A 22,148-nucleotide genomic window follows, 5' to 3' on the forward strand; every position below is an offset into this window, starting at 1 on the left:
AGGGATTTAGGTAATAGTAAAACATGGCTCGCTATCCGTCAGCCGTTAACATTATTTCCTAGATTTGTTGTAAAAGCGCAAAAACAGTTTTTCCATTTCGATCCAGACAAACATCAGGGCGCTGAAACCGAAGCAAACCAGCAACTCAAACCCCGTTAAATAATGAGTGCCGAAAAATGCTCTCAGCGGCGGAACATAAATCAGCATCAATTGCAGAATAGTAGTCACAATTACAGCCCCCCACACAAAAATATTAGTGAAGGGATTCAACTCGATAGTTAGCTGAGTATTAGACCGAATTGCGATCGCGTGACCCATTTGTGCCAAACAAAGAGTTGTAAACACCATTGTTTTCCAAGCCTCGGGATCTCCAACATGGTTGGGGTTGGTGGTATATCCGTAAGCCCAGGACATCATCGCGATCGTCAAAATTGCAAAAATAATCCCGATCCGAATTATGTAAGAACCCAAACCCCGCGCAAAAATACTTTCTCGCGGGCTGAAAGGAGGCTTTCTCATCACGTTCGGTTCCCCCGGTTCCACGGCCAAGGCCAAAGCGGGAACGCCGTCTGTTACTAAGTTCATCCACAAAATTTGCAGCGGCGTCAGCGGCACTCCTCCCAAACCCATTAAAGGTGCGGCCGCAATTGTCAAAACTTCGCCGATGTTGCTGCCCAAAATGTACTTAATAAAGCGGCGAATGTTGCTATAAACCACTCGCCCTTCTTCAGCGGCGGCGACAATCGTTGCGAAGTTGTCGTCGAGGAGCACCATATCGCTAGCTTCTTTGCTGACATCGGTGCCGGTAATCCCCATTGCGATGCCGATATCGGCTTGTTTCAAGGCGGGGGCGTCGTTAACGCCGTCGCCGGTCATTGCGACAAATTTTCCCCAACTTTGCAAAGCTTGGACTATTCGCAATTTGTGTTCTGGGGAAACGCGGGCGTAAACGCTAACCTGTTCGACTTGCTGTTTGAGTTCTTCTTGGCTGAGCTTTTCTAATTCTTGACCGGTGAGAACTTGATCGCCCTCTGTTGCAATACCTAAATCGTAGGCGATGGCTTTTGCTGTCAACTGGTGGTCTCCTGTAATCATCACCACCCGAATGCCAGCATTGCGGCACTTCCTCACTGCTTCCCGCACTTCCGGGCGCGGGGCGTCCAGCATACTGACGAGTCCCAGCCAAATCATGTCTTGTTCGCTGGTTTCCTCAGAACCTTCGGGCGGTATGTTTTCCCAGAGTTTGTACGCAAACCCGAGGACTCGCAAACCGCCGCTTGCCATGTTGTTGTTTTCGACGAGGATGCGATCGCGCATTTCCTGGGTTAAAGGTTGTACTCGATCGCCGACTATAATCCCTTTGCAGCGCTCCAAAGTCAACTCTGGAGAACCTTTGGTCAGCATCAAATAATTGGGCTGCTGTCCTTCAACTGCTGGAAATCCCGAATGTCCCGATCGGCCGGGCACTTCGCAAATTACGCTCATCCGTTTGCGTTCGGAAGAAAAAGGAAATTCCGCCGTCCGCGGCAGCAATTGAGACTGTTTTTCCTTATAAATGCCTGCTTTTCCGGCTACACAAAGCAGAGCTCCTTCTGTGGGGTCGCCTAAAATCTGCCATTCTTGCTGTTCTTGTTGCAATACTGCGTCGTTGCAAACTGCACAGGCAATTAATAAAGATTCAAGTTCTGGATATTCCTCTAAATTATTAATTTTGGCAGATGTCAGGCGATCGGTAAAATCTCCGATCGGCGCATAGCCGTCGCCTGCGACGGCGACAGTGCAGTCGCCCGTAGAGACTAGCTGAACTACCATTTTATTTTGAGTCAGAGTACCTGTTTTGTCAGAACAAATGGTTGTTACCGAGCCCAAAGTTTCTACCGCAGGCAGTTTGCGAATCAGGGCGTTTCGCTTCACCATCCGCCTAGTTCCGAGTGCCAGAGTAACTGTCACGACTGCTGCGAGCCCTTCGGGAACCACAGCCACAGCCATGCTTAGAGAAACTTCTAGCAACTCTTCCCACCTGCTGGTATCCAACCCGATGCTGCCGTTTTGGAAGGTAATCATGCCGCCGATGACGACAATTGCGACTAAGGCTAGGGCACCGGAGACAAGAACATTTCCCAACTGGCCCATCCGCTGTTGCAGGGGAGTCGGTTCGCTTTCTACTGACTGAAGCATGGCGGCAATTTTGCCGAGTTCAGTTTGCATTCCGGTGTTGGTGACGATCGCCTTTGCTCGTCCCTGAACAACTTCTGTGCCCTGAAAAATCAGGTTGAGTCGATCGCCCAAGGAAGCATCTTCGGGAAGTTCTAGATCGGCTTGCTTGGTTACTGCTAGGGCTTCCCCTGTCAAAGCTGATTCTCTGACTTGCAAGTTGGAAGATTCGATCAAGCGTGCGTCTGCTGCTATTTTTACCCCCGCCTCCAACAGCATCACGTCTCCAGGTACGAGTTCCTTGGCTGCTATTTCTGAAGTTTTGCCGTCCCGCAGGACTCTGACTAGGGGAGAAGCGAGGTTTTTGAGGGCTGCGAGGGCTTTTTCAGCACTTTGCTCTTGGAAATAGCCGAGAATGCCGTTGAGTATGACGATCGCAAAAATGGCGATCGCATCTTTGGGAAAAGTATTCGACCGAAAGTCCAAAAAACCCGAAATCACGGCCACACCCATCAGCATCAACAACATGATGTTGGTGAACTGATCGACAAAAATCGACCACGGACTGCGGCCTCCTGTTTCTTCTAGTTCGTTGGGGCCGTATTGCTGCAAGCGTTCTGACACCTGTTGGCTGCTCAATCCAGCGTCTTTGTTGCTGCTTAGCTGCTGGAGAGTTTGGTCAATTGCTACGGTGTGCCAAGAAGAGGGAGAATTTGAAGACATAAATTACGATCGATCGTGGGGCATAAAGGTGGTTGTGGCCGGACAGCTACAGCCGATCCATCTGGCTGATTACAGTGAGAGAGTTTTAAGTTTTGAGTTCTGAGTAAAAAACTGTTTAACTTGCGACTCGTTTTGGGCGGTTCGATGCCGGGGAAGCAAAAAGCTTTTAACTTCACTGCGTCTGGCGGCTCGATCGCGCCGTTTGTAGACCTACCGCTGATAGCACCTATCCACCTTACCAAAAATAATGGGTTTAAAGCCCCGGCATAAGCTTGACGGAAGCCCAAGCAGTGATTCTTGGAATCCTGCGGTACGGCCGGGGAGGATGTCAATATATAGATGAAGCAAGTTTTTTTGCAACCGCTGCAGGACAAACAGTAGAGGCTTGCTGGGGTCAAGTCCAATGACTCCCCAGACCAAGCATCCCCGCGTTATGAAAGACCGGGCCCGGTCTTTCAACTTCCAAAGGCTGAGTTTGGTCACTCAATGCTGATAGTTCTGGTAAAAGCTGAGGCTGTGGCGAGGGGGTTCACAATCTTTTGGATTTTTCCCACACCGAATTTTGCAGGCCTCCTGACATTGGGCAGAATTTTTGGTTTTTTCCCTATTCCCCAGCCTTCTTTTACGAAAACTTTAATTTACTTAATACTTCTTAACAATTCTGCTTTTCCAGAGAAAGCCAACAAAGGCGGTAGAAACCACCGGACGGTTCCGGTGGTTTCTACCGCCACGGCAGGGCAAGAGAAGCAAACTCTTCCTTTATGGATACCCTCGCGCATCTACCCTAGGGAGGAGATTTGCCCGCAATTGCCCCGTAGGTATTTACCTTCTTAGAGAGATAAGTTTCTGTAATAATTTGTAATAAACAAAGGCGAGCGAGCATTGTATAAAGATTATCAGAGGGTTGAAACGACAGGCCAAAGTTAACAAAAACCCTGATTGACAAGGTTTGTCGCATCTCATAAAAGGTGTAAAATTTTCTAAGGTTTCTTAAACCTCCGTTGCAATGTAACAATAGTGCAGGTAGCGGAAAGGGAGAGATCGATGGGACCAGCAGATTAGCTGGCATCAAATTTCAACCCTTGCAGGCACTCGTAGCCTGAACAAATTTAACTTAACGGTTTTATACCGCAACCAAACTCAATTAACTCAAATAGGAGAGTTCTTTCATGTTTGACGCATTTACAAAAGTGGTTTCCCAATCTGACGCTCGGGGCGAATTTCTAGCTCAGGGTCAACTAGATGCTCTCAGCAGCATGGTTTCCGACGCCAACAAGCGGATTGACGCAGTAAACCGCATCACCGGCAACGCATCCAGTATCGTAGCCAATGCAGCTCGCACCCTGTTCGCTGAACAGCCTCAACTGATCGCTCCTGGTGGTAATGCTTACACCAACCGCCGCATGGCAGCTTGCTTGCGCGATATGGAAATCATCTTGCGCTACGTCACCTATGCAACATTTGCAGGCGACGCCAGCGTTTTGGACGACCGCTGCTTGAACGGTCTGCGTGAAACATACCAAGCTCTGGGAGTTCCCGGTGGCTCAGTTGCAGCCGGCGTGCAAAAAATGAAAGAAGCAGCGATCGCGATCGCTAACGACCCCAACGGTGTTACCCGTGGTGATTGCAGCTCGCTGATGTCTGAAATCGGCAGCTACTTCGACCGCGCAGCCAATGCAGTCGGCTAAAAATAGCCAAGCGAACCTTTCTTGTAAAGAAGCGAGCATCGCATTTTTGCAAACAATCATTTTTGTACAAAAACAACACAACATTAGGGAGAAACCAGAACAATGAAAACCCCTTTGACTGAAGCAGTAACCGCAGCCGATTCTCAAGGCCGTTTCCTGAGCAGCACAGAACTCCAAGTCGCCTTCGGACGTTTCCGCCAAGCAGCAGCAGGTTTGGAAGCAGCTAAAGCTTTGACCGCCAACTCTCAGCGCTTGATCGACGGTGCAGCTCAAGCTGTGTACAACAAATTCCCGTACACACAACAAATGCAAGGCCCGAACTACGCTTCTACCCCAACCGGTAAAGCCAAGTGCTCTCGCGACATCGGCTACTACCTGCGGATGGTAACCTACTGCTTAGTTGCAGGCGGCACCGGTCCAATGGACGAGTACCTGATTGCAGGTGTTGACGAAATCAACCGGACATTTGAATTGTCTCCTAGCTGGTACGTTGAAGCTCTCAAGTACATCAAAGGCAACCACGGTCTGAGTGGCGACGCTGCAACTGAAGCGAATTCCTACATCGACTACGCAATCAACGCTCTGAGCTAGATTTGCGTGATGCCCGGAATTGTAAGCTGCTGTTAGCTTAAGTGTTAGCGGTTGTTTAGAATTCCGGGCATCTGCGATCGAAGCCTAGTTTTGCAAATACTTTTTTTAAGCAGTTTTCAGTTTTTAAAGCAAAAAAGGGAGAAGCGAAGATGGCGGGATTAGGTGCAGCAGAACGGTTGGGAATAAAAGCATTTGAAGAAGCGGGACGAGTAGAACTTCGCCCCCACTGGACGCAAGACGATGCGAAAGCAGTAATTCGCGCTGCTTACAGCCAAGTTTTCGGTAACGAGTATTTAATGTCGAGCGAACGACTTACCAGTGCAGAATCTCTGCTGATGCAAGGGCAGATTTCAGTTAAAGATTTTGTGCGGTCAATTGCACATTCCGAAACTTATCGGAAAAAGTTTTTTTATCCGAACTCGCAAACGCGGTTAATTGAGCTTAATTATAAGCATTTGTTGGGCCGCGCTCCTTACGACGAGTCGGAAATTGCTTTCCACGTTGATTTGTACAATGCAGAAGGCTACGAAGCTGAAATCAATTCTTATATTGACTCAGTTGAGTATGAAGAAAATTTTGGCGACAGTATAGTGCCTTACTATCGCGGTTTCGCGACCCAAAGAGGTCAAAAAACCGTCGGTTTTAACCGGATGTTTCAATTGTACCGGGGTTTTGCTTCTAGCGATCGCTCGCAAAACCAAACCCAAGCCCGGCTGACTTGGGAAGTAGCGAGAAATATGGCTTCGCCGATATACACGGCCTCCACCGGAAAAGCCCTTGGCGGGACTTCCGGCGGTTCTCGCGACCAACTCTACCGAGTCACCGCAATGCAAGGTTCGGCTAAGTTTTCGCCCCAAGTGCGGCGGACAACTACCGAATATCTCGTGCCTTACGAGCAACTTTCGAGCCGCTTGCAGCAAATCAACAAACGTGGCGGCAAAGTGGTAAGTATTACCACAGCTTAAAGTTTGTGTATTGACGTTTTTTTGAAACGTCTTTAGCAAATTAGGACTAAGGATAAAAAATTCTTCAATTTTATGTGTATAGGTAAGGTGTGCAGTGCACACCCTACTTTGAGGCATATTATCCTTAGTCCTAAAAATTTCAAGTGCAACCAAGCATTAAACTTTTGTCATTAATAATTTAGGAGAAAATCTGGTGGCGATTACGACAGCAGCGTCCAGACTGGGAACATCCGCATTGAGCGATGCGCCGAAGGTAGAACTGCGCCCGAACTACAGCAAAGACGACGTTGAAACTGTGATTCGTGCGGTTTACCGTCAGGTGCTGGGCAACGACTATTTAATGAAATCCGAGCGACTTACCAGTTCCGAGTCTTTGCTGCGGGACGGCAGTTTGACTGTACGAGAATTTGTACGGGCTGTAGCTAAGTCAGAACTGTACAAAACCAAGTTTTTCTACAACAGCTTCCAAACTCGGACGATCGAACTAAACTACAAACACTTGCTCGGTCGTGCTCCCTACGACGAATCTGAAGTAGTTGAACACTTAGATTTGTACCAAACACAAGGCTACGACGCTGATATTGATTCTTACATCGATTCAGTAGAGTATCAAGAAAACTTCGGCGAAAGTATCGTACCTTACTACCGCGGCTTTAACACCCAGCGTGGTCAAAAAACCGTTGGTTTTACCCGGATGTTCCGCCTGTATCGCGGCTATGCAAACAGCGATACATCTCAACTAGAAGGCAATAACTCTCGCTTAGCTGTCGAACTCGGCACTAACACCGCTACGGCTGTAGTTGGGCCTTCCGGCGGTAACGAAGGTTGGGCATATCGGCCTTCTGCCAGAAACGTAACTCCCAGCAGCACTTTCGGCGGCGCTGCTGCTTACGGCAAAGAAGGGCGGCTGGTGCGCGTGGAAGTTTCGGGAATTCGCACGGGCGGCTATCCCAGCGTGCGCCGCAGCAGCAAGGCTTTCATCGTACCTGTTGAGGAGTTGTCCTCGCAAATGCAGAAATTTCAACGCCTGGGCGCGAAAATCGCCAGCATTACTCCAATTTAGTCATACCAATTTAATGTGAAGTTGCACATATCTCGATCCCCCTAAATCCCCCTGGTTGTTGGGGGACTTTGAGAAGAATCTTGTCCCCCCCTTATTAAGGGGGGTTAGGGGGATCAGATTCTATGCAGCCTCATAAAAAATTGGTATCAGTTGGCAGTTGGTAGTTGGCAGTTACTAGCTTTTAGTCAACAGTCAACAGTCAACAGTCAACAGTCAACAGTCAGAATTACCAATTACCAAGAAGCTTATGTTGGGTCAAATTGTAGCTGGAAAAAGTGGCAATACAGCTTCGGCTGGTCGCTGCTTTCGGTATGAAGTTGTGGGCTTGCGCCAAAGCGATGAAACAGATAATGTGGATTATTCGATTCGATCGAGCGCGAGTACATTTATCACTGTGCCTTACAATCGGATGAATCAAGAAATGCAGCGAATTACTCGCATGGGCGGGAAAATTGTCAGCATTCATCCTTTAAACGCGGGTGCAGAATCATCGCATGAATCATCCCATGAATCATCGCACGATCACCAATAGTTTGGTTGAAGGGGCGATGAAAATCGCTCCGACACAAGCTAGAAGGGGCGATGAAAATCGCTGCTAGACAAACAAAGTCCACTCCAAGCGGACTAAGGAATGAGAATTAAATAACTTACAATTTTGATGGTTCTTGTGGGATGGGCGTCCCGCCCGTCCAGAAAGGGCGGGCGGGACGCCCAACCCCTACTCCCCACTTTCAAGAGTGTAAATTATTTAATTCGCGATCCTAAGAGTTAATGCAACCCGCCCAGGCGGGTTTTGTGTGTTTAGTAGCGATTTTAATCGGTCAGTTTCCCTAACCCTTGCAGGTTTTTTCTGTGTAGCAGCGATTTCAATCGCCTAATAACTAATAACTAATAACTAATAACTAATGACTATGGATTATTACGAATCCGACTCACCGCCGGCGGGTGTAGCTGAGGGCGAGTCTTTAACAGTTGAACAGGCGATCGCAAATTTGCACTCCCAAGATTACAGTCTCCGGTATTATGCTGCTTGGTGGGTGGGCAGATTTCGAGTCAAGGAACCGGCAGCTATTGCAGCTTTAATTGCCGCATTGGAAGAAGAGTCAGAACAAACAAAAATCGGCGACTATTCCCTATTACGAAATGCGGCGCGGGCTCTGGGTAAATTGGGTGACAAACAAGCCTTACCGGCCCTGATTCGCTGTTTGGAATGCGCTGATTATTACGTGCGGGAAGCGGCGGCTCAAGCTCTAGAAATGCTGGGCGATCGCGATTCTATTGGGCCGCTAATGAAGTTATTGGATGGGGGCGTAGCTGTGGCTGTGCGAGTGCCAGGAAAATCGCACCTCGTGCAACCTTACGACTCGGTAATTGAAGCTTTGGGAACGCTGCAAGCTACAGAAGCAATACCGCTAATTTCACCTTTTTTAGAACATTCTGTGGAGCGGGTGCAGTACGCTGCGGCGCGGGCGATGTATCAGTTAACTGGAGAGCGGGTTTACGGAGAGCGATTGGTAAGTGCTTTGAATGGGGATAATTTGCAGTTGAGGCGATCGGCGTTGATGGACTTGGGGGCGATCGGCTATTTGCCGGGAGCGCAAGCTATTTCTGAAACTTTAGCAGAAAATAGCCTGAAATTGATAGCGCTCAAAGGAGTTTTGGAGCATCACCTCAATCAACAAGAATCACTATATTTGTCAGATGAAGCTATCCAAGTTATGAACTTAATGGATAGCCTTTTGTAAATAGCGCAGGTAACTATTAACTTAATGATTAATACCCAATTCGAGCGCTGTTTGCTTCGTTGCTGCGAGGGATGCCTTTATTAGCTGTTCGCCAAATTTCTTCACTTGCTCAACTAAAATCTCTCCAGCACTTTCGGGAGAACCAGCATTAAAAGGTGGTGCGGGATTATACTCTAGAAGTAACTGAATCATTTTGGCAGTTTCCTCGCCGCAGAGTTTGGCAACAACTACCAATCCAAAATCGATACCAGCAGTTACGCCACCGCCTGTGATGCGATCGCGATCGACAACAACTCTTCCCGTTCCAACTTCAACACCCAGCATTGCTAACTGGTCGCGAAATGCCCAATGGCAAGCAGCGCGGTATCCTTGAAGGAGTCCAGCAGCAGCTAAAATCAAAGAACCCGTACAAACCGAGGTGATATATTTGGCTGTTTTTCCCTGTTGGCGCAGAAATTCCAGTACCTCCGCATCCTGCATCATTTCCACCTGCCCGATCGCGCCACCGGGAACGCACAAAACATCTAAAGACAGACAGTCATTGAAGGTGGCGTTAGGTAAAATCGTCATCCCCTCGCTACTCGTCACTGGTTCGAGAGTCTTCCACAACAGCAGAACACGAGTGTCAGGCATCATGGAAAATACCTGGTAAGGCCCAGTCATATCGAGTTGAGTCATGCCAGGAAAAATCACCAGACCAATGTAATATTTTGCTTGATTTGTCATTTTTCAAATTATTGGAACCTTTGCTAGAGATTATCGTAGGAAGTAATCTCAAAATTGCATAGTCCCCATGTGAGTACACTTTGAACCCATCAATGACTAATTCTCTTTATGCCCTATTTGACGCGATCGCCTCTGCTCGCGACGAGCGCGAACTTCGACTGCGGTTTATGGATGGAGTGGGCGAGCATTTTGGAGTACAGCGTTGGGGAATCTATTTCTTTGGCGAACACTCCGGCATTGCCGAGATTGATGTTCGGGGCGTACCCAATGTTAGTGCTTTTGTAGAGCGCTACGAAAAAGTTGGTCGAGCCGTCGATCCGGTGTTGCGCTACGTGCTTGAGTGCCATGCTCCGGCTCACGAAGAAATGGTGCTACCTCTGGGAGGTTGGAAGCATTGCGAACTTTATCAGCACTGTTGCGCCTACTACGATCACGAACACATAATAACTGGGCCAATTGTAGGCGACGGCCGTCTTATTGGTACAGTTAATTTAGCCCGCGTCGGTGATACACCTGCATTTGGTGGTGGGGAAGTTGCTCGCTTGAGCGCGCTATGTCTTCACCTGTCAGCCCGTCTGGCAAAGTTACAGGTGCCGGAGGCAAGATTCATTTCGCCGTTAGCGAGTCGTTTGACACCGCGAGAGGTACAAATTGCTGAACTGGTAGCACAAGGACTAACGAATGCTGAGATTGGTGCAGCGCTGTGGATTACGCAAAATTCTGTCAAGCAAGCTCTCAAACGGATGTTCCGCAAGCTGAATGTTTGTTCTCGGACTGAGATGATAGCGCAACTTCAAGGGATTTTAGGTTCATAGGAAATATTGTGGAAATGAGCAATCTAAAATCTCAAATCGTTTGTAAACCTGCTGTAAATACTATAAATAAATGGCATTAGAACTAATTCAGGCTGTCGAACAAGCAGATTCTTCCGAAGGCTTGTTAAATGCAGTCAAAGCACTGGCGGCGACTCCCTCAACACAAGCAATTCCTACCTTAATTACAGTGCTCGGTTACAACAACCCAGGCGCCGCTGTTGCCGCCGTGGATGGGCTAATTCAGCTCGGAGAAGCTGCGGTGCTGCCGCTTCTAGAACAGCTTGACGGCTACAATTACGGGGCGAGAGCTTGGGCTGTTCGGGCTTTGGCGGGAATTGGCGATCCCAGGGGTTTGGAGATTTTGCTGGATGCAGCGGCGAATGACTTTGCTTTGAGCGTGCGGCGGGCGGCGGTTAGGGGTTTGGGGACGATTTGCTGGGAATTGATGCCCACAGAACAAATTGCAGATGCTCAACTTCGCGCTGTGAAAACGCTACTGCAAGCGTCCCGCGATCCAGAATGGGTGGTGCGCTACGCAGCAGCGGGGGGTTTGCAAGCTTTGGCGGCTGCTGCGACTGTTAAACCGGATTGGTTAGCGGAAGTTTCGGCCAGACTTGAGGAAATCACCCAAAGCGATGAAACTACTTCGGTGAAAGCCCGGGCTTTGCTTGCTAAGAAAATATTGTCACTTGGGTAGGGTTTGGGCGATCGTCTCTTCCAAGTCCCCTTGAGTGAGAGTCGTTAATATAAAGACTTCTTGTACGGTTTTGCCCTGTCTGGCGATGATTTTAAATCCCCCGCGGATGGGTACTGACACTCTTAATGTCATGCGGGGGATGTGTCCTTTAACTTTGTTGATGACGCCCGGAGTTACTGTTTGAATGCCCATTTTTAGGGTGAGGCGCTCTAAAATTGGTATCAAACCGGGAAGGTGGGTAGAGTGGTTCCAAACTAGGCGGCCTTTGGGTTGTGCGTTCATAAATATTTAACCAAATTCAACATACCCAGTCTAAGCCACCCCTGGGGGGAACCAATTTGAAATTCCCTCAACTTATGTATCAATAACGTTACTGTGAGTGTCATTGCCAGCAAACCGAGACAATCTCAAACCGAGATTTTTGGTTCCGGGCACGCAAGCTAAGATTTGATGGCGCAGAATTGTCCTGTACTTTTTGATGTGGTGGGTTGGTAACTGTCGGTTTTTCTAGTTGAGTGGCGATCGCCCCGAGCATTGCTGCGACACTGCAAGGTTTTTTGAGATAGCCGTCTGCTTTAAGTTCCAGGGCTTTTTCCATTTCGGAGGCTGTCATAAAAATAAACGGAATTCTGGCGGTTGCAGGGTGCGATCGCACGGCTGCGAATACTTCAAAACCGTCGAGTTCCGGCATCATGACATCTGACAAAATTAAATCGGGAATTTGGGCAGCTAACTGGATACCAACTTGTCCGTTTTCGGCGCCGACAGCTTCAAAACCGCGCGATTCCAGAAGTTCTAATACGGTTTCTCGGATTAAGTTATCGTCTTCAATTACTAATATTTTTTTCATTTGTTTGAACAGGCTCTTTACTTTGTTTGTATCTCTCTGTTATCATTCTTACAAATTAGTTTTAAATAATTCAATAGGGTTATTGCAAAAAACCGCTTTTGACTGGCAACTGTTTACGGCTTTGTGTATGCTCGCAGCTAAGCACAACACTTGAGTTATCCGCAGCTTTACCCTGTGTACTAGCACTAGAAGTCGCTCCAGCGTACCTAGGATTGTGAACGTCTAAAATCCGCGATTCAATAGTTTATTTAATCAAGATTCTAGCCGCCTGACTTAAAAAGTTTCTATTTGAGTGGCGATCGCAGTTACGTGTAATTAATAAATCCGCCGATGAGCTAAGCGCGAAACTCCAACCTGTGCAGTTCACAAATTTCGGGCGATCGGGTAAAATCTAACTTAGTGTATCGCTATTAAGTGAGGAAAAGGATATGTCAGAATTTCTCGACTTTCTCAGACATCAGTTTGCCTACGTTGCCATTGGCGAATTTAAACCAGGAAAATTTGAAGCTGCAGAACAACTTTTTGAAAAAGCCGTTGCAACTTATGCCACAGGTTTTAAGGGAGCATACCTGCTGCAATTGCCCAATACAGACAAAGGTATTGCCATCATTTTTTGGGAAAGCGTAGAAGATATGGCAGCCAATCAAAGCGAAGCTTATCAGGAAATATTGAAGCAGATGGCGCCTTTGTTTGCGAAAATACCAGACACTGATGTTTATGAAATTGTTAGTGAAATTCAGCCAAAAAGTGAATGATTAAAAAACCTGCAATCGGCGCGTCATTCCCATTCCCATCGGCGTCTTTCGCCCGACTCCACTGTAAAGCGCAAAATCTGCTAAAGTGTTAATTTGCTTGATAGTAGCAGGAGCTATATCTCCCATAATTCGGTAACTAATATCCCCGACGCAGCCAATAAATTTACTGCGAGAATCTGTACTAACTTCTGTTCTGATATCGAAGAAACTGGGAAAAATAGCTTCTGTGAAAGTAGGTTCGATCGCAATCCGGCTGTACTTGTTCCAGCGATTAGCTAAACTGCCAAAAATACTCTCACGAGTGGGCATAGCACTATCGTATACACCTTGCCGAAAATTAGTAGGAGTGCAAAAACTAAAAGCTATTTGGCGCTCAGTTTCCGAAGCTCTCTCGAACAATTCAGCGTAAGTACAAAAGTTTACCCAAGGCTGGTTGGATTGCGGTTCCCTCAAAATATTAGTAATGTATATATTTGTCGGCCCCAGATGCCAAGGGCGATCAAAATTGAGTTGCTGCCAAAGTTGAGTTAGGCGATCGAACAAACCGTCATCCAGCAGAGAAATTCGCCACCAAATCGGCGTATTTTCCTGAATAGCTTGCTTGTGTTCCCACTGTACAGCCGGAGATATTGTGCGGGAATCCGGAGGCAAAGCTCTCTTTTGTCGCTGCGGCGTACTGCTTTTGTAAGCCTCTTTTCTGCTTACTTGAAACGGGCTTAAAGTGAAAGCTTTTTCATGAGATTGATCGTGCAGGTAGGCGCTCAAATCGCTGTCTACAGCACTCACAAGGTTCAAAAACAAAGCGTGGAGATGCCGCCCCGTTAAAAACTGGGATGGAATTGGTGCAACTGGCAGCAGGTTTAAAACAAGGCTGTGGGGCATTTTTAAATTCTATACTATGTCTGTATAGCCTTTCTCAGTAACATGAGGTGCTCGTAGGGCATAGGGCATAGGGCATAGGGCATAGGGCATAGGGCATAGGGTATAGGGCATAGGGCATAGGACTCACCCCGCTTGAGAATCGCTATATGTATGTTCAGCTAGTATTAATACTACAGCTAAGTTGCCACTTAGATTAAAGAATTTTAATCACGTAAGGTGCACAGTGTGCACCCTACGTTTAGAGGAATTTGTGCGTAAGGTGCACGCTAGGTTTAGGTGGTGATATTGAGTGCGGTAAATTTTTAGGCGATCGAGATTTCAGGCGACAAATAAACATCTTGAATGGCGTGGAACAATTTTACGCCTTCTTCAAAAGGACGCTGAAAAGTTTTGCGACCGGAAATTAAGCCGCAGCCGCCAGCGCGCTTGTTGATTACCGCCGTGCGAATTGCTTCTGCAAAATCGCTTTTCCCGGAAGCACCGCCGGAGTTAATTAAACCCATCCTTCCCGCATAACAGTTGAGAACTTGATAGCGAGTTAGATCGATCGGGTGATCCGTTGTTAAATCCGAATAAACGCGCTTGTCGGTTTTGCCGTAACTGTGGCCGCTAGCTTTAGCCACAGCTTCGTAACCGTTGTTGCATTCGGGCAACTTCTGCTTGATAATGTCAGCTTGAATTGTCACTCCCAAATGATTTGCTTGCCCGGTTAAATCGGCTGCAACGTGATAATCTTTGTCTTGTTTAAAGATATCGTTGCGGAGATAGCACCACAAAATCGTCGCCATTCCGTATTCGTGAGCGTGGGCAAAAGCCTGACTGACTTCTTGGATTTGTCGCGTCGATTCGGGAGAACCAAAATAAATTGTTGCTCCGACTGCTGTTGCTCCCAAATTCCAAGCTTGCTCGACGGTCGCAAACATTATTTGGTCAAATTGATTGGGATAAGTCAGCAATTCGTTGTGATTGAGCTTGACAATAAAAGGGATTTTGTGCGCGTATTTGCGAGATACGCTTCCCAAAACTCCCAGGGTTGTCGCGACAGCATTGCAGCCAGCAGAAATTGCTAATTTAATGATATTTTCGCTGTCAAAATAGATTGGATTCGGTGCAAAAGAAGCGGCCGCCGAGTGTTCGATTCCTTGGTCTACGGGCAGGATGGATAAATAGCCGGTATTGGCCAAGCGTCCGCTAGAATAGAGTTGCTGAAGCGATCGCAAAACTTGGGGAGATCGATCGGTTTGAGCAAAAATGCGATCGACCCAATCAGGCCCCGGCAGGTGCAACAAATCTTTAGAAACTTTTGCTTGATGAGTGAGCAAGTCTTCGGCTTCGTCGCCAAGCCAAGATTCGATCGAACTGGGAACTGATAGTGTAGCTGTCATACAGATTTCCCTCTCAATTTCAATTGCAGGCTGATGATTGCAGACATTAACCTTGCTGATATTGTAGCGAAAAAATCATATTTTCAATCTCATCAACACTCGACGCAGTTTTTAACAAGTTAGCGACAACAGCAGCTAGGACGCGCTACTCTATAATAAGCTGGCAGTTCAGCCGGATCTGCGCTGCCAGCGATCGCCGATCGACTCACAACTTTGCCATCACAATGTCACACACTTACTTTGATTCTGAAAACGGTCACAAATCCTTCGAGATGCCCGGTGCCAGGCCCCACTACAACCCCGATCGCCCTGGTCAAGTAGAGCACATTTTCCTCGACTTAGTGCTGAATATTCCCAAACAAAGCTTTCGTGGCACTTGCAGCATCCGCATCAATCCTGTCCGCAGCGGTATTGACAAATTAACCTTAGATGCCGTCAACCTGAATATCAAATCAGTAAAAATTGGCGAAATTGAGCAAAATTTCGACAGCGATGGCGAAGTGTTGCAAATTCAACTACACGAACCAACCGGAGCTTACCAACCAATTACAATTGCGATCGAATACTCAGTCGAAAAACCCCAGCGTGGCCTCTATTTCGTCGGCCCGGACAAACACTATCCAGACAAACCAACACAAGTTTGGACTCAAGGCGAAGACGAAGATTCCCGCTTCTGGTTTCCCTGTTTCGACTATCCCGGACAGTTGGCAACTTCGGAAATTCGAGTGCAAGTTCCGAGACAACTCTTTGCTATTTCCAACGGCGAATTAATTAGTACAAAAAACGAAGGCGACGATAAAATTTATCACTGGTCCCAAACCCAGGTACACCCGACCTACTTAATGACCTTAGCAGTAGGAGATTTTGCCGAAATTAAAGACGAATGGAACGGCAAACCAGTTAATTATTACGTGGAAAGAAGCCGCGAAGCAGACGCTAAGCGCAGCATGGGCAAAACGCCTCAAATGATTGAATTCTTCTCTAAAGCATTTGGCTATCCTTACCCTTTTCCCAAATACGCTCAAGTCTGCGTCGATGATTTCATCTTCGGCGGTATGGAAAATACTTCGACAACTTTACTAACAGATAGGTGCTTGTTAGACGAACGCGCCAGCCTCGACAATCGAGGCACGGAAAGCTTAGTCGCCCACGAATTGGCTCACCAATGGTTCGGTGATTTAGTAGTAATTAAACATTGGTCTCATGCTTGGCTGAAAGAAGGCATGGCTTCTTATTCCGAGGTGCTGTGGACTGATAAAGAATATGGCAAAGAAGAGGCGGCTTACTATATGTTAAATGAAGCCCGCAGTTATTTAGCAGAAGACAGTTCTCGCTACCGCCGCCCGATGGTTACTCACGTTTACCGCGAGGCCATTGAATTGTACGATCGCCATTTGTACGAAAAAGGTGCTTGTGTCTATCACATGATTCGCGCCGAGTTGGGCGACGAATTATTTTATAAAGCAATTCACACTTTTGTGCGGGATAACGCTCACAAAACTGTAGAAACAATCGATTTGCTCAGGGCGATAGAAAAGGCTACTGGTCGCAATCTCATGTTTTTGTTTGACCAGTACGTTTATCGCGGTGGTCATCCCGATTATAAGGTTGCTTATTCCTGGGATGGCGACAGCAAGTTAGCAAAAGTTACTGTCACCCAAACTCAGGTAAAAGATAGCAAAAATGGCAACGGCAACAGCAAAGATGTTTTCGATCTTAAAATACCGATCGGCTTCGGTTACAAGCCGGAAAAAGAAGCAGATGATGACAATTCAGCACCTTCGACTCCGAACCTAAAAACTTTCATAGTCCGAGTGCATGAGCGCGAGCAAAGCTTCTATTTTCCTCTCGAAGAGAAGCCTGCATTTATAAGTTTTGATGTCGGCAATAAATACTTAAAAACTGTTGTTTTAGAGTATGGAATTGCTGAATTAAAAGCTCAGTTACAATTCGATCCAGACCCTGTTTCGCGGATTTACGCTGCCCAAGCTTTGGCGAAGAAGGGAGGGCTGGAAGCTGTGAAAACGCTGTCAGAAGTTCTCAAGAAAGAGCCGTTCTGGGCAGTACGGGCAGAAGTTGCCGGTCAGTTAGTTGAAATTAAACTCGACCAAGTTTTTGAAGGTTTAGTAAGTGGTTTAAAAGATAAAGATGCTCGTGTTCGTCGCGCTGTGGTGAATGCGCTGGGTAAAATCCAAACTCACGAAAGTTATAAAGCGCTGAGATCGATCGTCGAAAAAGGCGACGACAGCTATTATGTAGAAGCAGCAGCAGCGACTGCTATGGGCTCCATTGCAGGGGCTAACCCCGACGAAAAACCGAGCGACGAACAGGTACTGAAAGAGTTAAAATTGGTGCTGAAAGAGCGTCAGGGGTGGAATGAGGTAGTGCGATCGGGTGCGATCGCCGGTTTGGCGCAGATGAAAACTTCGGAAGATGCGCTGAATTTAATATTGAAATACACAGCCGTCGGCACTCCGCAAGCTTTGCGCTTGGCTGCAATTCGAGCTTTGGGCACAATTTCGAGTGGTCAAACGAAGGTCAATTTAGAACGGATTTTGCAGCGATTGGCAGAATTATCTAAAGAGACGTTTTTCTTGACTCAAGTCTCTGTAGTAGCGGGATTAGGACAAATGCAAACTCGCAAAGCAATTCGCATTTTGCGTTCTTTAGCTGACCAAACTCCCGATGGCCGCGTTCGCCGCATGGCTGATGAAGCTGTGCAAAGAGTGCAGAAAAATTCTGGTTCTGATGCAGCGGTAAAGCAGTTGCGGGAGGAATTAGACCAGGTGAAAAAGGAGAATCAAGATTTGAGGAGTCGGATGGAAAATTTGGAGGCTAAGGCGAAGAAAGATTAGGTGTAAAACCCCATACCGGCGCAGATAAAGGCAGATATTGGCGATCGGCTTTTATCTGCTTGTCGGTAGAGGATTTCGCGCAGTTATTATAATAATATAATTGTTCAGTGGGAGTGCATGGGAATTTCCTATTTTCCACAGAGGGGAAAAACCAAATATCTTTATTCTCCACTTTGTTGTCTCAACTGGGGAATTATCTAGAATGTGGATGCAATTTTTATTTTTGAGTTGTCAACTGTTGATGAAGTTGCAGTAGCTTTTTCACCCAGAAATATTGCACCAATCATGAGTATAAGAACCGCTGTATTGATAGAGCAATCGGGGGTAATTCCCTATCGTATTCAAGACGGAGAAATTGAAGTAATGCTGATTACTTCTTCGGCTAGCAAGCGCTGGGTGATTCCCAAAGGATTAATTGAACCTGACATGACTCCCCAAGATTCCGCCGCCAAGGAAGCTTGGGAAGAAGCAGGTTTGTTGGGTAAAGTTTTCCCGGATTTGCTAGGAACTTACGAGTATCAAAAGTCCGGCTGTACTTGGCTGGTAGGAGTATTTTTAATGCAAGTGCAAGCAGTTCTGGAAATTTGGCCCGAAGCTACCAAGAGAAAGCGGCAGTGGGTAAGTATTCCTAAAGCAATTAAGCGGGTTAATGAACCGGAACTGAAACTTATTTTGGCGGATTTACCTAATAGGTTCTGGTAATTTAGTCATGGATGCAGAACCTAATTATCTAAGGTGCGCCGAGGCGCATCTTAGCGCCATAATTCTTCGCGCGTCCAACCACTTTTTGGTCTTAGTATAAACTTGTAGGGTGCGTCCGTCAGCTAAAGTATTGGAAAATCGAGCTATGATTACTGACGCACCCTACAAAATGATGGCAGTGTAAAAAGTTTCCCCTTAAGCGTTAGCTGACAGAAAAGGAATGCTTTCGGCTAAGTTATCCTTAACTTCAATTCCCTGTTTTCTCGCCCAAAACTGGCTCAAAAAGTGAATTTGCCGCAAGCCGACAACTAAATTTAAACCTGGTACAAAAAGCCACCAAACTGTTAGCGGTTTTTTGATTCCTTCTTGGCGGTACAATTCGTTAACTGTCTTGTAAAGTTTGAACTGCACGATGTAAATCCAAGCAATACCCAGCAAGGAAAACCAACCAAACCATCCGGGAACGTCAGGGTCGAATATTCGCAAAGCTTGGGGGACGGCTACTCCTAAAACAAAGGGAAGCAAGCAAAGGGTTCCCGACCAACCAATGCCGTTATAGCGACGCAATTCTTCTTGAATAATCCATTTGTACCATCCGTAATATAGCAGTAAACTGACTGCAGACAGCAAAATTACTCGCCACAAAGAGCGGGGTTTACCTAAAGGTTTGTCGGACATATTTAGATGTAAGATATGAATGGCTATCTTGATTGTATTAACATTTGTTAATTATTGCAAAATCATTTCTCGAATCGATCGCGCTGTTGCAGGGGCCAGCAGAACACCGTTGCGATAGTGGCCGCTGGCGATGAGAACGCGATCGTTACCGGGAAGCATCTCGATAATTGGGGCCGGTCGCCCTTCCGGCCGCGGGCGCAATCCTGACCATTTCCTGATGATTGAGGCGAATGCTAAGGCGGGACAAAGTGCGATCGCCCTTGCCATCACTTGCGCCAAGATATCAGCATTCGCCTGAATTTCCCCGCCATTTTCGGAAAACTCCACTGTCGCCCCCACCCAAAATTCCTGATTTCCCAAAGGCACAATGTGAACGTCATCGCAAGTAATTACCGGGCTAAAATCTGGGTTTCCTACAGGATTGGGCGATCGCAAATGCAGCGCTTGTCCCAACACCGGGCGAATGTCAACCAACTGATTTAACGATGCAGTCACAGCAGCAGAACCCAAACCAGCCGCCACAATTAGTCGATCGAAATTTTCAATAACAGGCAAGATGCCTGTTCCACAAGAATTATTGACAGCAATGGAAGATGCGAGTTGAATCTCAGACACCTGAGAATCCAACTCAGTAATGCCTTGAACTTCCACTCCAAACTCAAAATTAACTCCTTTGAGTTTAGCAGCATCAACCAAAGCCAAAGTTAGCGCCGTCGGATCGACTTGCCGATCTTGAGGGGAATAAATCGCAGCAATAATCTGATCGTTTAAAGAGAGATGAGGGCAGCGAGATCGCACTCGTTCCCGATCCCAAAGTCCCAATTGCCAACCTTGAGACTCGCGAGTGGCTATCAATTTTTCCCACTTACTTAAATCCTCTCCCTCCGAACAAAGCATTAAAATTCCTTCTTTGTTAAAAGGAATTTTTCGCCCCGTAACTGCTTCCAATTCAGGAATCAAAGTTTCGTAGCGCTGAAGGCTGGTTTCCCTCAACTGCCAATTTCTGCCCTTAGTTTTGTGGCTGATAACTCCCATCAAGACACCGAGTGCAGCGCCAGTAGAACCTTGTGCCGGCGGCTGTTTGTCGAACACAGTAACTTGCAGTTCGGGAAATTGACTTAGTTCAAAGGCGATCGAAGCCCCAACAATACCACAACCAATAATTGCAACACGAACCATTCAATTTTAGATTTTAGATTTTAGATTTTAGATTAACAGTTTCCTAGGTTTTGTCCATATAAACCTTTTTTGGACGGGCAAGATGCCCGCCCCACAAGAAAACTAATTCTTTCTTTGTGGAACAGGCATCTTGCCTGTTTTTGACAATGATACGCCCCACAAGAAAACTGATTCTTTCTTTGTGGAACAGGCATCTTGCCTGTCCTGGATGCCAGATGTGAGTTAAAGCTAATTAAGCTTTAGGAATTAGCTGCAAGAAAGTATCAAAATCATTGACAGCTTTTTGATAGCTGGCCGTGACTTTTGCATAGTCAAGCTCTTTAGCAGCCAGATCAATGTTAACCAAATTGGTAAACAAACTCTTAGTTAAATCAACAGCTTGTTGTTGAGAACTAGGCAACAAACTCGCAGAAACGGTTTTCATTACATTCCGCAAGTCGCCTAGAGGCCCGTGAATGTAAGTTCTGGTATCAATCCAATTCCGTTTTTGAATTAGGTTTCCCAGTTTATCCATGCGCGATCGGAACTCTGTCAGAGTAGGAACATAGCGCTGAATTTGCTGGGTCTGAGCTGCTGTGTAAGTCGTTGGAACTTTTGCTTCCACACTGCTACAACTAACCAGAAATGCCATCAAAAACGCCATCATCAAGGCAAAAATTGAACGGGGACGAGTCATATTGATTTTAGATTTTAGATTTTAGATTTCTCGTTCTCAGGCTCTGCCTGGAAATGCAGCTCGGCGAGGAGCTGGTTCACTGACCTAGCACCGAGAGTTATGTACAAAGTATTATTTTACCTCCTGGCGGCGCAGAAAAGTTATCACAGCATCGCCAACTTTTTCTGACCAATGTTCTTGAGGATAATGCCCCGCTTGTTCCAGTGTGACTAACTCTGCATTTTGCAGGGAACCGACTAGCTTTTGAACAGGTTCAACACTCAGCCAAGGATCTGTCAAACCCCATACAAATAAAGTTGGTCGAGTCCATCCTTTCAAGCCGGATTCAATTTCGGCCATTGACTGCGGCAATTGAATATTGCGGACTGTATTCATCAGCGATCGACCTGCATCCGAACTCTTCAAAAACGGGCGGCGGTAAACATCTAAATCCTTGTCTGATATTGTCTGGCGGCTGCCACCTTCGAGAGTTCTGTCAACCAAAAGCGGGTCTTGCGTCATCATGTCGCCAATAAAAGGCAGCCCCAACTGCTGCATTTTCCAAGGCAATTTTATATCTGCTGAAACTGGTGTATTTATGATGGCTAGACGCTCAATTTTATCGGGATTGCGTAAAGCGTATTGAATGCCGGCTGAAGCTAAAAATCCTTGGACAACGAGGTAAAATCGGTCTAATTCTATAGCTTGAATAAAGCCAGCAAGGGCGTCAACAAAAGCATCGGGAGTGTAGGCAAAGTCGCGCTTGTCTGGTTTTGTCGATCGCCCGTAGCCCACCCAATCTGGGGCGATCGATCTAAATCCCTGTGCAGCCAAATCCGGCATCATTACAGTCCAGGTAAAACTCTGAGACGGCAAACCGTGCAGCAGCAGTACGGGCGGTTTACCAGTTTCGTTAACCGGATTTGTTTCCCGATAAAACCATTGCAGCGGGCCTACTTCAACTATCTTCTCATCAATTAACATTATTTTACTTGTTATTTATCAAAGAATAAGGCGGGTATTCCCCGCCCTACTTACCT

22 protein-coding genes are annotated in these 22,148 nt (G+C 46.8%); 12 read left to right on the top strand and 10 right to left on the bottom strand.

Annotation, left to right across the window (positions count from 1 at the left end; all coding sequences use genetic code 11):
- Positions 1 to 51: 51 nt before the first annotated feature.
- Complete coding sequence (locus Q5691_RS01155; RefSeq protein ID WP_333343765.1) at positions 52 to 2,877, bottom strand: cation-translocating P-type ATPase; 2,826 nt, start codon at positions 2,875 to 2,877, stop codon at positions 52 to 54.
- A gap of 486 nt (positions 2,878 to 3,363) precedes the next feature.
- On the opposite strand from Q5691_RS01155, the gene Q5691_RS01160 reads away from it, so the two are divergent.
- The 7 genes from Q5691_RS01160 (at position 3,364) to Q5691_RS01190 (ending at position 8,929) form a co-directional block, all read left to right on the top strand.
- Entirely contained in the window at positions 3,364 to 3,711 is a 348-nt protein-coding gene (locus tag Q5691_RS01160) for a hypothetical protein (RefSeq protein ID WP_333214779.1), read from the top strand.
- A 335-nt stretch (positions 3,712 to 4,046) separates the two neighbouring features.
- A complete protein-coding gene (locus Q5691_RS01165; protein ID WP_333037001.1) occupies positions 4,047 to 4,565 on the top strand; it encodes a phycocyanin subunit beta in 519 nt (172 codons plus the stop codon).
- 102 nt (positions 4,566 to 4,667) lie between these two features.
- The gene (gene cpcA / locus Q5691_RS01170) at positions 4,668 to 5,156 is read left to right on the top strand and encodes a phycocyanin subunit alpha (RefSeq protein ID WP_006631256.1); all 489 of its coding nucleotides are present in this window, start codon (positions 4,668 to 4,670) and stop codon (positions 5,154 to 5,156) included.
- A gap of 149 nt (positions 5,157 to 5,305) precedes the next feature.
- Positions 5,306 to 6,121 (top strand): phycobilisome linker polypeptide, encoded by an 816-nt coding sequence (locus Q5691_RS01175; RefSeq protein ID WP_333214781.1) that lies wholly within the window; start codon positions 5,306 to 5,308, stop codon positions 6,119 to 6,121.
- 193 nt (positions 6,122 to 6,314) lie between these two features.
- Positions 6,315 to 7,184, top strand: a complete 870-nt coding sequence (locus tag Q5691_RS01180; RefSeq protein ID WP_333214783.1) for a phycobilisome linker polypeptide — start codon at positions 6,315 to 6,317, stop codon at positions 7,182 to 7,184.
- Between the two features lie 247 nt (positions 7,185 to 7,431).
- The gene (locus Q5691_RS01185) at positions 7,432 to 7,716 is read left to right on the top strand and encodes a phycobilisome linker polypeptide (RefSeq protein WP_333107417.1); all 285 of its coding nucleotides are present in this window, start codon (positions 7,432 to 7,434) and stop codon (positions 7,714 to 7,716) included.
- 373 nt (positions 7,717 to 8,089) lie between these two features.
- A complete protein-coding gene (locus Q5691_RS01190; protein WP_333311706.1) occupies positions 8,090 to 8,929 on the top strand; it encodes a HEAT repeat domain-containing protein in 840 nt (279 codons plus the stop codon).
- A 21-nt stretch (positions 8,930 to 8,950) separates the two neighbouring features.
- Here Q5691_RS01190 and Q5691_RS01195 read toward each other — a convergent pair whose 3' ends face one another.
- On the bottom strand, positions 8,951 to 9,655 hold the full coding sequence (locus tag Q5691_RS01195; protein WP_333343766.1) for a DJ-1/PfpI family protein: 705 nt from the start codon (positions 9,653 to 9,655) through the stop codon (positions 8,951 to 8,953).
- A 92-nt stretch (positions 9,656 to 9,747) separates the two neighbouring features.
- On the opposite strand from Q5691_RS01195, the gene Q5691_RS01200 reads away from it, so the two are divergent.
- Positions 9,748 to 10,470 (top strand): LuxR C-terminal-related transcriptional regulator, encoded by a 723-nt coding sequence (locus tag Q5691_RS01200; RefSeq protein WP_333216651.1) that lies wholly within the window; start codon positions 9,748 to 9,750, stop codon positions 10,468 to 10,470.
- Between the two features lie 70 nt (positions 10,471 to 10,540).
- Positions 10,541 to 11,167 (top strand): HEAT repeat domain-containing protein, encoded by a 627-nt coding sequence (locus Q5691_RS01205; protein ID WP_333343767.1) that lies wholly within the window; start codon positions 10,541 to 10,543, stop codon positions 11,165 to 11,167.
- Here the strand turns inward: Q5691_RS01205 and Q5691_RS01210 are convergent.
- Together Q5691_RS01210 and Q5691_RS01215 are read right to left on the bottom strand one after the other, a co-directional pair.
- The gene (locus tag Q5691_RS01210; RefSeq protein WP_333055302.1) at positions 11,156 to 11,449 is read right to left on the bottom strand and encodes a DUF2103 domain-containing protein; all 294 of its coding nucleotides are present in this window, start codon (positions 11,447 to 11,449) and stop codon (positions 11,156 to 11,158) included. The two genes, Q5691_RS01205 and Q5691_RS01210, sit on opposite strands and share 12 nt — an antisense overlap.
- 100 nt (positions 11,450 to 11,549) lie before the next feature.
- Positions 11,550 to 12,017, bottom strand: a complete 468-nt coding sequence (locus tag Q5691_RS01215) for a response regulator (RefSeq protein WP_333343768.1) — start codon at positions 12,015 to 12,017, stop codon at positions 11,550 to 11,552.
- Positions 12,018 to 12,445: 428 nt separating this feature from the next.
- Here Q5691_RS01215 and Q5691_RS01220 point away from each other — a divergent pair, with 428 nt between their 5' ends.
- A complete protein-coding gene (locus tag Q5691_RS01220; protein ID WP_333055299.1) occupies positions 12,446 to 12,772 on the top strand; it encodes an antibiotic biosynthesis monooxygenase in 327 nt (108 codons plus the stop codon).
- Here the strand turns inward: Q5691_RS01220 and cas6 are convergent, their stop codons facing one another.
- Together cas6 and Q5691_RS01230 are read right to left on the bottom strand one after the other, a co-directional pair.
- Entirely contained in the window at positions 12,773 to 13,654 is an 882-nt protein-coding gene (gene cas6 / locus Q5691_RS01225) for a CRISPR-associated endoribonuclease Cas6 (protein WP_333216658.1), read from the bottom strand.
- Between the two features lie 302 nt (positions 13,655 to 13,956).
- On the bottom strand, positions 13,957 to 15,039 hold the full coding sequence (locus Q5691_RS01230; RefSeq protein WP_333216660.1) for a class I fructose-bisphosphate aldolase: 1,083 nt from the start codon (positions 15,037 to 15,039) through the stop codon (positions 13,957 to 13,959).
- Between the two features lie 224 nt (positions 15,040 to 15,263).
- Between Q5691_RS01230 and Q5691_RS01235 the strand changes: the two genes are divergently transcribed.
- Positions 15,264 to 17,894 carry a M1 family metallopeptidase gene (locus Q5691_RS01235; RefSeq protein WP_333343769.1) on the top strand — a complete coding sequence of 877 codons (2,631 nt, stop codon included), beginning with the start codon at positions 15,264 to 15,266 and terminating at the stop codon, positions 17,892 to 17,894.
- 204 nt (positions 17,895 to 18,098) lie between these two features.
- On the top strand, positions 18,099 to 18,596 hold the full coding sequence (locus tag Q5691_RS01240) for an NUDIX hydrolase (RefSeq protein WP_333343770.1): 498 nt from the start codon (positions 18,099 to 18,101) through the stop codon (positions 18,594 to 18,596).
- 195 nt (positions 18,597 to 18,791) lie between these two features.
- Here Q5691_RS01240 and Q5691_RS01245 read toward each other — a convergent pair whose 3' ends face one another.
- From Q5691_RS01245 to Q5691_RS01260, 4 genes are all read right to left on the bottom strand, one after another.
- On the bottom strand, positions 18,792 to 19,274 hold the full coding sequence (locus Q5691_RS01245) for a hypothetical protein (protein WP_333311712.1): 483 nt from the start codon (positions 19,272 to 19,274) through the stop codon (positions 18,792 to 18,794).
- Between the two features lie 51 nt (positions 19,275 to 19,325).
- Positions 19,326 to 20,453 carry an FAD-dependent oxidoreductase gene (locus tag Q5691_RS01250; RefSeq protein ID WP_333343771.1) on the bottom strand — a complete coding sequence of 376 codons (1,128 nt, stop codon included), beginning with the start codon at positions 20,451 to 20,453 and terminating at the stop codon, positions 19,326 to 19,328.
- 232 nt (positions 20,454 to 20,685) lie between these two features.
- On the bottom strand, positions 20,686 to 21,129 hold the full coding sequence (psbQ, locus tag Q5691_RS01255) for a photosystem II protein PsbQ (protein ID WP_333216172.1): 444 nt from the start codon (positions 21,127 to 21,129) through the stop codon (positions 20,686 to 20,688).
- Positions 21,130 to 21,240: 111 nt separating this feature from the next.
- Positions 21,241 to 22,092, bottom strand: a complete 852-nt coding sequence (locus tag Q5691_RS01260) for an alpha/beta fold hydrolase (RefSeq protein ID WP_333216174.1) — start codon at positions 22,090 to 22,092, stop codon at positions 21,241 to 21,243.
- Positions 22,093 to 22,148: the final 56 nt, after the last annotated feature.

The organism is Microcoleus sp. w1-18aA5 (genome assembly GCF_036701705.1).
Classification (GTDB): Bacteria; Cyanobacteriota; Cyanobacteriia; order Cyanobacteriales; family Microcoleaceae; genus Microcoleus.

What these genes read in the sequence shown, in the direction of transcription:
- Q5691_RS01160 (WP_333214779.1), top strand. Translation starts at nt 3,364, where the DNA reads ATGCTGATAGTTCTGGTAAAAGCTGAGGCTGTGGCGAGGGGGTTCACA.
- Q5691_RS01205 (WP_333343767.1), top strand. Translation starts at nt 10,541, where the DNA reads ATGGCATTAGAACTAATTCAGGCTGTCGAACAAGCAGATTCTTCCGAA.
- Q5691_RS01195 (WP_333343766.1), bottom strand. Translation starts at nt 9,655, where the DNA reads ATGACAAATCAAGCAAAATATTACATTGGTCTGGTGATTTTTCCTGGC.
- Q5691_RS01200 (WP_333216651.1), top strand. Translation starts at nt 9,748, where the DNA reads ATGACTAATTCTCTTTATGCCCTATTTGACGCGATCGCCTCTGCTCGC.
- Q5691_RS01245 (WP_333311712.1), bottom strand. Translation starts at nt 19,274, where the DNA reads ATGTCCGACAAACCTTTAGGTAAACCCCGCTCTTTGTGGCGAGTAATT.
- Q5691_RS01210 (WP_333055302.1), bottom strand. Translation starts at nt 11,449, where the DNA reads ATGAACGCACAACCCAAAGGCCGCCTAGTTTGGAACCACTCTACCCAC.
- Q5691_RS01235 (WP_333343769.1), top strand. Translation starts at nt 15,264, where the DNA reads ATGTCACACACTTACTTTGATTCTGAAAACGGTCACAAATCCTTCGAG.
- Q5691_RS01165 (WP_333037001.1), top strand. Translation starts at nt 4,047, where the DNA reads ATGTTTGACGCATTTACAAAAGTGGTTTCCCAATCTGACGCTCGGGGC.
- Q5691_RS01230 (WP_333216660.1), bottom strand. Translation starts at nt 15,039, where the DNA reads ATGACAGCTACACTATCAGTTCCCAGTTCGATCGAATCTTGGCTTGGC.
- Q5691_RS01220 (WP_333055299.1), top strand. Translation starts at nt 12,446, where the DNA reads ATGTCAGAATTTCTCGACTTTCTCAGACATCAGTTTGCCTACGTTGCC.
- Q5691_RS01190 (WP_333311706.1), top strand. Translation starts at nt 8,090, where the DNA reads ATGACTATGGATTATTACGAATCCGACTCACCGCCGGCGGGTGTAGCT.
- Q5691_RS01215 (WP_333343768.1), bottom strand. Translation starts at nt 12,017, where the DNA reads ATGAAAAAAATATTAGTAATTGAAGACGATAACTTAATCCGAGAAACC.
- Q5691_RS01155 (WP_333343765.1), bottom strand. Translation starts at nt 2,877, where the DNA reads ATGTCTTCAAATTCTCCCTCTTCTTGGCACACCGTAGCAATTGACCAA.
- Q5691_RS01185 (WP_333107417.1), top strand. Translation starts at nt 7,432, where the DNA reads ATGTTGGGTCAAATTGTAGCTGGAAAAAGTGGCAATACAGCTTCGGCT.
- psbQ (WP_333216172.1), bottom strand. Translation starts at nt 21,129, where the DNA reads ATGACTCGTCCCCGTTCAATTTTTGCCTTGATGATGGCGTTTTTGATG.
- Q5691_RS01250 (WP_333343771.1), bottom strand. Translation starts at nt 20,453, where the DNA reads ATGGTTCGTGTTGCAATTATTGGTTGTGGTATTGTTGGGGCTTCGATC.
- cpcA (WP_006631256.1), top strand. Translation starts at nt 4,668, where the DNA reads ATGAAAACCCCTTTGACTGAAGCAGTAACCGCAGCCGATTCTCAAGGC.
- Q5691_RS01260 (WP_333216174.1), bottom strand. Translation starts at nt 22,092, where the DNA reads ATGTTAATTGATGAGAAGATAGTTGAAGTAGGCCCGCTGCAATGGTTT.
- cas6 (WP_333216658.1), bottom strand. Translation starts at nt 13,654, where the DNA reads ATGCCCCACAGCCTTGTTTTAAACCTGCTGCCAGTTGCACCAATTCCA.
- Q5691_RS01175 (WP_333214781.1), top strand. Translation starts at nt 5,306, where the DNA reads ATGGCGGGATTAGGTGCAGCAGAACGGTTGGGAATAAAAGCATTTGAA.